Annotated in this window: 7 protein-coding genes; 5 read left to right on the top strand and 2 right to left on the bottom strand. The window is 48.6% G+C overall.

The annotated features are described in order from the left end of the window. Positions 1 to 39 precede the first annotated feature (39 nt). Positions 40 to 255 carry a hypothetical protein gene (locus F8L24_RS03200; protein WP_294951680.1) on the bottom strand — a complete coding sequence of 72 codons (216 nt, stop codon included), beginning with the start codon at positions 253 to 255 and terminating at the stop codon, positions 40 to 42. Positions 256 to 748: 493 nt separating this feature from the next. Beyond that, positions 749 to 1,231, bottom strand: coding sequence for a ribonuclease E activity regulator RraA (rraA, locus tag F8L24_RS03195; RefSeq protein ID WP_294951679.1), 483 nt, complete (start codon positions 1,229 to 1,231; stop codon positions 749 to 751). Positions 1,232 to 1,324: 93 nt separating this feature from the next. Between rraA and glmS the strand changes: the two genes are divergently transcribed. The 5 genes from glmS to F8L24_RS03170 are packed head-to-tail and all read left to right on the top strand — an operon-like array spanning position 1,325 to position 6,444. Next, entirely contained in the window at positions 1,325 to 1,729 is a 405-nt protein-coding gene (glmS, locus tag F8L24_RS03190) for a methylaspartate mutase subunit S (protein ID WP_294951677.1), read from the top strand. Further along, entirely contained in the window at positions 1,726 to 3,087 is a 1,362-nt protein-coding gene (locus F8L24_RS03185) for a methylaspartate mutase (protein WP_294951675.1), read from the top strand. The genes glmS and F8L24_RS03185 overlap by 4 nt, the downstream gene beginning before the upstream one ends. Beyond that, a complete protein-coding gene (locus F8L24_RS03180; RefSeq protein ID WP_294951673.1) occupies positions 3,084 to 4,262 on the top strand; it encodes a glutamate mutase L in 1,179 nt (392 codons plus the stop codon). The genes F8L24_RS03185 and F8L24_RS03180 overlap by 4 nt, the downstream gene beginning before the upstream one ends. Positions 4,263 to 4,264: 2 nt before the next feature. Beyond that, entirely contained in the window at positions 4,265 to 5,833 is a 1,569-nt protein-coding gene (locus F8L24_RS03175) for an AMP-binding protein (RefSeq protein ID WP_294951671.1), read from the top strand. Continuing rightward, positions 5,833 to 6,444, top strand: a complete 612-nt coding sequence (locus F8L24_RS03170; RefSeq protein ID WP_294951668.1) for a class I SAM-dependent methyltransferase — start codon at positions 5,833 to 5,835, stop codon at positions 6,442 to 6,444. Before F8L24_RS03175 ends, F8L24_RS03170 begins: the two co-directional genes overlap by 1 nt. Positions 6,445 to 6,465: the final 21 nt, after the last annotated feature.

Below are 6,465 nucleotides of genomic sequence, written 5' to 3'. Positions count from 1 at the left end.
GCCGCAGGGTCAAATATTTCTCTACAATGATTTGTTAGGCTACAAGCTTATATAGCCTTCTCTAATTGCAAAGTCTAAAGCTTGAGGCAGTGCCTCTACTGGAAATTCTCCACCACGAGCAGCTTTTCCATTTTTATCAAACCATGTATACTTTATAGATTTAGCGGTATTACTTCCATCATCCCATGAAGCAACTCCAAGACGAATTTCACAACTTGGATCTATTTTTGCTGGTTCTCTATGCTGTACTTTCATTTTCTCTCCTTCTTATTGCTTTTATGTCGCCATTCAGTATGATATCAGAATAACCGTAGGGTATTCTGGTAGCAGACTTGATGTGTATTTATTAACGGAACACAATGTCCTGCTATTACGATATTTCCGTATTAAGAGTATATCAAATATGTCTTGATATTGATGAAAAGAGGGTAAAATTGCAGATTTTTACAGGATTTCACGTTTTTATAACTATTTCTTATGTCCTTTTAGCCTGAAAATAGCCGTTATTTGGACAAAGTGTTCCTTGATTTGTTGATTTCTGGCAATAACGGACACTATGTTCCATCGTCTTGGAGGATTTCCCGTTTTTACGGTTTCGTATTTCAGTTGAGAGATGAGATTCAAACTTTGCTTCGAGAGCTGCTTGGGAAGTCATAATCCTTTAGAGGTCCCCTTTAGAATATTTGATTCTATCGGACTGACGCAAAACTTTTAACAGTCCCGCGGGTATCGGTCTATCCGATGCCTCTCATCCCTCCAGACTCTCCTCGTCAATGACGATGATCCCGTCATGATCCGCAAGAAGAATTTCCCCGTTTTTGAAGAACACACCGCCGAACGTAAAAGCAACATCACGTTCTCCGGGCTGTTTTGTATGGCTTTTCCGCGGACAGGTACCCAAGGCCCACAGACCCACGGGAATGGTTTTTGTAATATGCGTGTCTCGTACATAGCCGTTGATGAGAATGCCTGCCCAGTTGTTCTTCTGGGCGAGCTTCATCAGGTTTTCTCCCACGACTGCGTAGTGCGCCCGGTCTACATCTACTACTGCGACACACCCTTCACCCGGCTCTTTGAGCATCGCGATAAGGTCCGAATTCTCCTCGTTGAGCCTGAGCGTGGCGATGGGGCCTTTGCACTTTTCGGCCCCTCCGTAAGAGTGGTATTCGGGGGAGAGTACCTGAACTTTTTCGTGGTGTTCGTCTGAAATGTCGGCAGTGTAAAAAGGCATGGTGCTTCCTCATCTTATAGTATTATAGGGGTGATTATACTAAAAAAAATCTATAATTCGATAGAATAATGTATTCCATTACAAAGCAGAGCAATGAAAGTAGTAACCGGAGTGGTGGGAAACGATATTCATGTCGTTGCCAACAGACTGATCGATATTTCGCTGGAAGAGCGCGGATTTGAAGTTTTCAATTTGGGGGTGAACACGTACCTTGAAGAGTTCATGGATGCGGTGATAGAGACCGATGCGGACGTACTGCTGATCTCTTCGCTCAACGGTGAAGCCGAAGGGTGGTGCCGTGACCTCAAGATACTCAAAAGCCAGTACGATTTCAGGGATGTGGTCTTTATGATAGGCGGTAACCTTGGTGTAGGGGAGATGGACCCGGAACTCATCGTCCCGAAATTCCGGAACTACGGTTTCGACCTGGTCTTTCACCAGGTCGACCTCAACGAAGGTCTTGACCGGCTCGAAGCCACACTGGAGGCACGCAAATGAGCCTTTTGCAACGCGAACGCGAGATCATCGTCAGCAATGAATATATAGACCGTTTCGACTTTGAAGAGGTGGAAGAATTCATCAAAGGTGCGAGCAAGAACCTTTTCATCTCCCATACGTTTAAAACCACTGACCATATGCTGGTGCAGCCGCGCGGGGGATTCCCGACCTATAACAAAGTTTTTCAGCTTTACAAAGAATTCAAAGAAGCCCATGTCGATGTGCTTCCCCTGACCATTGATTCCAACACCCGTCTGAATGACTACGCTTCGGCAAAGAAAATGCTGGCCCTCTCGGAAGAGAATGATGTCGATATGCTCAACGGCTACCCGCTGGTCAACCACGGCTACCGGACCACCCGGAAGATGATCACGCACTACGATACGCCGGTCAGCCTGCGTCACGGTACACCCGATGCACGCCTGCTGATTGAAACGGCCCTGGCATCGGGGATATTCGAGATCGAGGGCGGTCCTATCACCTATCTTTTGCCGTATTCGAAGAATTTTCCTATGGACAAAGCCTTCCTCTACTGGAAATATGTGGAAAGGGTCTGTGCGAAGTACTCCGAACTCAACGAGCCCATCAACCGTGAATCTTTCGGGCCGCTTTCCGCGACGCTGCAGCCGCCGGCCATCGTCATCGTGATACAGCTGCTGGAGATGCTGCTTTCTCTGGAAGAAGGTGTGAAATCCTTCTCCGTGAGCTTTTCGCAGACCGGTTCGATGCTGCAGGATATCGTCTCTTCGAATGTCATCAAGAAACTTTCCCGCAAGTATGCCGACAGGTTCGGTCATGAAGATGCAACGATCAACCTTGTCTATCACCAGTGGATGGGTGCGTTCCCGTACAACAAAGAGTATTCCGATTCACTTATCAACACTTCGACGGTGATCGCAGCCATGGTCGGGGCGGACAAGATCATCACCAAGACACGGAACGAAGCCTTCGGTATCCCGACCAAAGAGGCCAATGCCATGGCGGTGGCCAATGTGAAGTACACGCTGGGAATGCTCAAGGGCTTGCCGACGGTAAGTGATGAGGAAGAGGAGGAGAACCTGACCAACGAAGTTGACGAGATCCTCGAAGCGGTCTTCAACGACGGGGCGGATACGCTCTGGAGAAAAGTCTTCAACTCCATCAAAAAAGGGTATGTCGACATCCCGTTCTCGCCGCATATCATCAATGCCAACGAAGTGATCACCATCCGTGACCCGCAGAGCAATATCCGTATTCTGAAAAAAGGCAAACTGCCTATTTCGGACAGGAGTTTCGCCTTTGAACGTTCGAAGATCAAACTGGCCGAGGGGGAACGCGTGGTGGACAAGATCATTCAGGATATAGGGATCATGCTATGAACAGTAAATTAATGATAGATATAGGAAGTACCTACTTCAAAGTGGCCCGTGAGGGAGAGATCGAGCAGTATTTCAGGGATTTCAACCGGAATATCTTTGACGATCTCAGCGGCAAGTGCGCCGATCTGCTTAAAGCATGCAGACCGGAAGACATCCATATCTGTTCTTCCGCCAATGGCGGGCTGAGTACGCTGATCATCGGGCTGACCAACTCTTTCAGCCTGAAATATGCCATCAACATCGCTTTTAATTCGGGTATCAACATTATCGACACGGTACTCTACCCGAAGATAGAGCAGGAACCCGTACCGACAGAAATGATCGATGTCGTCATCGTCGTAGGGGGCATCGACAGTGTGGAAAATGTCTTTGACGAAAAACTTCCGGCCTATCTGGAAAAGGTGAATTACCAGAATATCGTCTATGTGGGCACAAAGAAAAGTGTCCCGTTCCTGCAGGAGCACATAGAAAACCTTGTGGTACTGGAAAATGTGATCTCGGACAAACTCAAGATCCGGGAAGAAGCGCTGAAGACTTATCTGACCGATCTCTATCAGGCAGATATCATGGGGAAAGAGGATATCAAACAGCTTTACGGTATCACGGTCAACCAGATCTTCTCGACACCCTACATCGTCAACCGGTCCCTTTCAAGGATCAGTGAGCATATGGATGTGGCTGACCCTTTCATCGTGGTGGATATCGGCGGGGCGACCACGGATATTCACTACAGCCGTGATCTGGTGAATGACAATATTCTGACCGACAGCGGATATGACAGGCTGGTCTTCAAGAAACTGGGCGTTTTCAAATCGCGGGAAAGTCTGGTGCATACGGCAAAGAACAACGAGTTTGTGTTTGAGCTTCTGGAGCATTTGAATGTGACGGAGAACATCCTCGAAGAATACAGCGAAAAAGCCACGCGAACCCTGATGCAGCTGGCGATCTTCCTGGTGCTGTACAAAGTTTCCAAACACCATGCTTCCTACATCGAGCTCAATCTGGAGATCCTCAACAGTATCGTACTGACGGGAGGCATTACCAAGGTGCTCACCCAGGAGGAAGTGGATGACATCGTGCTTTTCTTCTATAGAAAGATCCTGCATTTCCACCATGCACCCAAGATTCTGCTTGATCACAATTATGAGATCTGGACTTACGGTATAAAGGAGTAGTCATGTCAGTGAACAGTATTCGAAACCTCTTGGAGATCGCAGCCCAGAGCGAGCCTGAAAAGATAGGGCTCAGACACGGCCATGAGCAGTACAGCTATGCCCAGCTCATGGAGAAGGTCGACCAGATCGCACACTATCTTACGACGCTCGGACTGAAAAAAGGCAGCCGTATAGGCATTTACTCCAACAAACGTGCCGAACAGGTCATCGCCATACTTGCCGTGCTGTCAACGGAGTATGTCTTTGTACCGATCACCAGGCTGCTTAAGTCCGAACAGATACAGCATATCATCGACGACTGCAATATTGCCTGCCTGATCACCGACAAGGTCAAGATAGAGAATATCAAGGCGATCGACTTTACAGGGAAGATCATTTCCTATGAAGCCAGCGAAGAGAGTGATGTCTCGTTTGAAGAGATCTACAAGTGCTATACCGCTGAAGTGAAGTGCGACATCAAAGGGCATGACAATGCAGTCATCACTTACAGTTTCGGCTCTTCGGGAAACCCGCGCGGGATCGTGATAGACCATCGTGCGCTGACTGACGGGGCGAGGATCGTCTCGAAGTATCTGGATATCCGGAAAGAGGATGTCATTTCGGGTATCCTCTCCTTCAACCTCGACTACGGGCTGAACCAGATCTTTACGACACTCTACAGGAAGGCGACACTGGCGATCCACAAATTCGTACTGCCGGCAGACTTCTTTTCGCATCTGATAGACGAGAACATCACAGTACTGCCGTTGATGCCCATACACATCACACAAATGTTCGACGAAGACCCGCACCGCATTCCCCAGCCGGAGCATTTCAAGCATCTCAGAGTCCTCACCTCTTCGGGCGGGAACATTACGCCGCTGATGGTCAAGAATATCACGACACACTTCCCCGATACGGCATTCTACTCCATGCACGGCTTGACCGAAGCGTTCCGCTCAGCCTATCTGGACCCTGCACAGATACACATCCGTCCCAACTCCATAGGAAAGGCGATCCCCGATGTGGAACTCTACATCATCAATGAAGAAGGGGAAGCGTGCAAGCCGCGGGAGGTGGGTGAGCTGATCCACCGCGGTGCCTGCATCTACAAAGGCTACTGGAATGCACCGGACGAGACTGAAAAACGTTTCAAGAGTATCCATATTCTCGATAAGGTACTGCACCCGGAAGGCCAGCTGACCGATGAGATCGTCATTGCCAGCGGCGACTATGTCTATGCGGATGAAGAGGGGTATATCTACTTCGTTTCGCGCAAGGATGACATGATCAAAACGCAGGGTTTCCGTGTCAGCCCGCATGAGGTAGAGAGCGTGGTGTATGCCAATATAGAAGAGATCACGGAGTGTGCGGTCTTCTCCATTCCCAATGAACAGATAGAAGAGGAGATCGTGATGGTGTACGGTTCGAAGAGCGAACTGCCCCGCAACGAGATACTCTTCGAGCTTAAAAAGCATTTGCCGAACTATATGCTGCCTGCCCAGATCGTGTACAGGAAGAGTATGCCGCTGAAGTCGCTCCATGACAAGGTCATCGACAAAGAGACGCTCAGAAAAGAGTTTCTCATATAATGGAAGAGTACCGCTACTCGGCAAAGATCTATGACCGGCTTCTCGGCCCTTTCATCCGGCCGATCAGAAGCAGGGTCCTGGCTCTGGTCAAAAAATACAAGTACAGATCCATTCTCGATGTCTGCTGCGGTACAGGCGACCAGTTGAAACTCCTTGGAAAGCATGGATTTAACGCAGAGGGGATAGACCTTTCGGATGCCATGCTGAAAGTGGCGCAGCAGGGGGCACAGAAAGCAGACTGTGTCAGACAGGATGCTACACACATGCATTATGAAGATAAAAAATTCGACCTGACAATGACCGCCTTTGCCCTGCATGAAAAAGACTATACCTCTGCCCGAAAGATTGTTGAAGAGATGGTGCGTGTCACGAAACAGGGTGCTGATCTCCTCATCGTAGATTACGAACTGAGCGAAAAAACTGCTGTCTTCTCAAAATGGATGATCTATTTTATCGAATGGATCGCAGGCGGAGACCACTACCGGAATTTCAAGTCCTACATCAAAAAAGGCGGACTGCCTGACCTTTTGTCCGGTATTGAACTGAAAGAAGTGGAACGGCATTATTTCGGTCAGCATGGTATCGTACTGGTGCTGTACCGGAAAAGCTGAGCCCATGCTTTTCTCTTTGGT

Origin of the sequence: Sulfurovum sp. (genome assembly GCF_015493435.1) — a bacterium.
Taxonomy (GTDB): domain Bacteria; phylum Campylobacterota; class Campylobacteria; order Campylobacterales; family Sulfurovaceae; genus Sulfurovum.
This window is presented reverse-complemented; position numbering and strand designations above follow the sequence as displayed.

Excerpts from the sequence above, each read along its gene's own strand:
- F8L24_RS03170 (WP_294951668.1), top strand. The coding sequence starts at position 5,833 with ATGGAAGAGTACCGCTACTCGGCAAAGATCTATGACCGGCTTCTCGGC.
- rraA (WP_294951679.1), bottom strand. The coding sequence starts at position 1,231 with ATGCCTTTTTACACTGCCGACATTTCAGACGAACACCACGAAAAAGTT.
- F8L24_RS03175 (WP_294951671.1), top strand. The coding sequence starts at position 4,265 with ATGTCAGTGAACAGTATTCGAAACCTCTTGGAGATCGCAGCCCAGAGC.
- F8L24_RS03180 (WP_294951673.1), top strand. The coding sequence starts at position 3,084 with ATGAACAGTAAATTAATGATAGATATAGGAAGTACCTACTTCAAAGTG.
- F8L24_RS03200 (WP_294951680.1), bottom strand. The coding sequence starts at position 255 with ATGAAAGTACAGCATAGAGAACCAGCAAAAATAGATCCAAGTTGTGAA.
- glmS (WP_294951677.1), top strand. The coding sequence starts at position 1,325 with ATGAAAGTAGTAACCGGAGTGGTGGGAAACGATATTCATGTCGTTGCC.
- F8L24_RS03185 (WP_294951675.1), top strand. The coding sequence starts at position 1,726 with ATGAGCCTTTTGCAACGCGAACGCGAGATCATCGTCAGCAATGAATAT.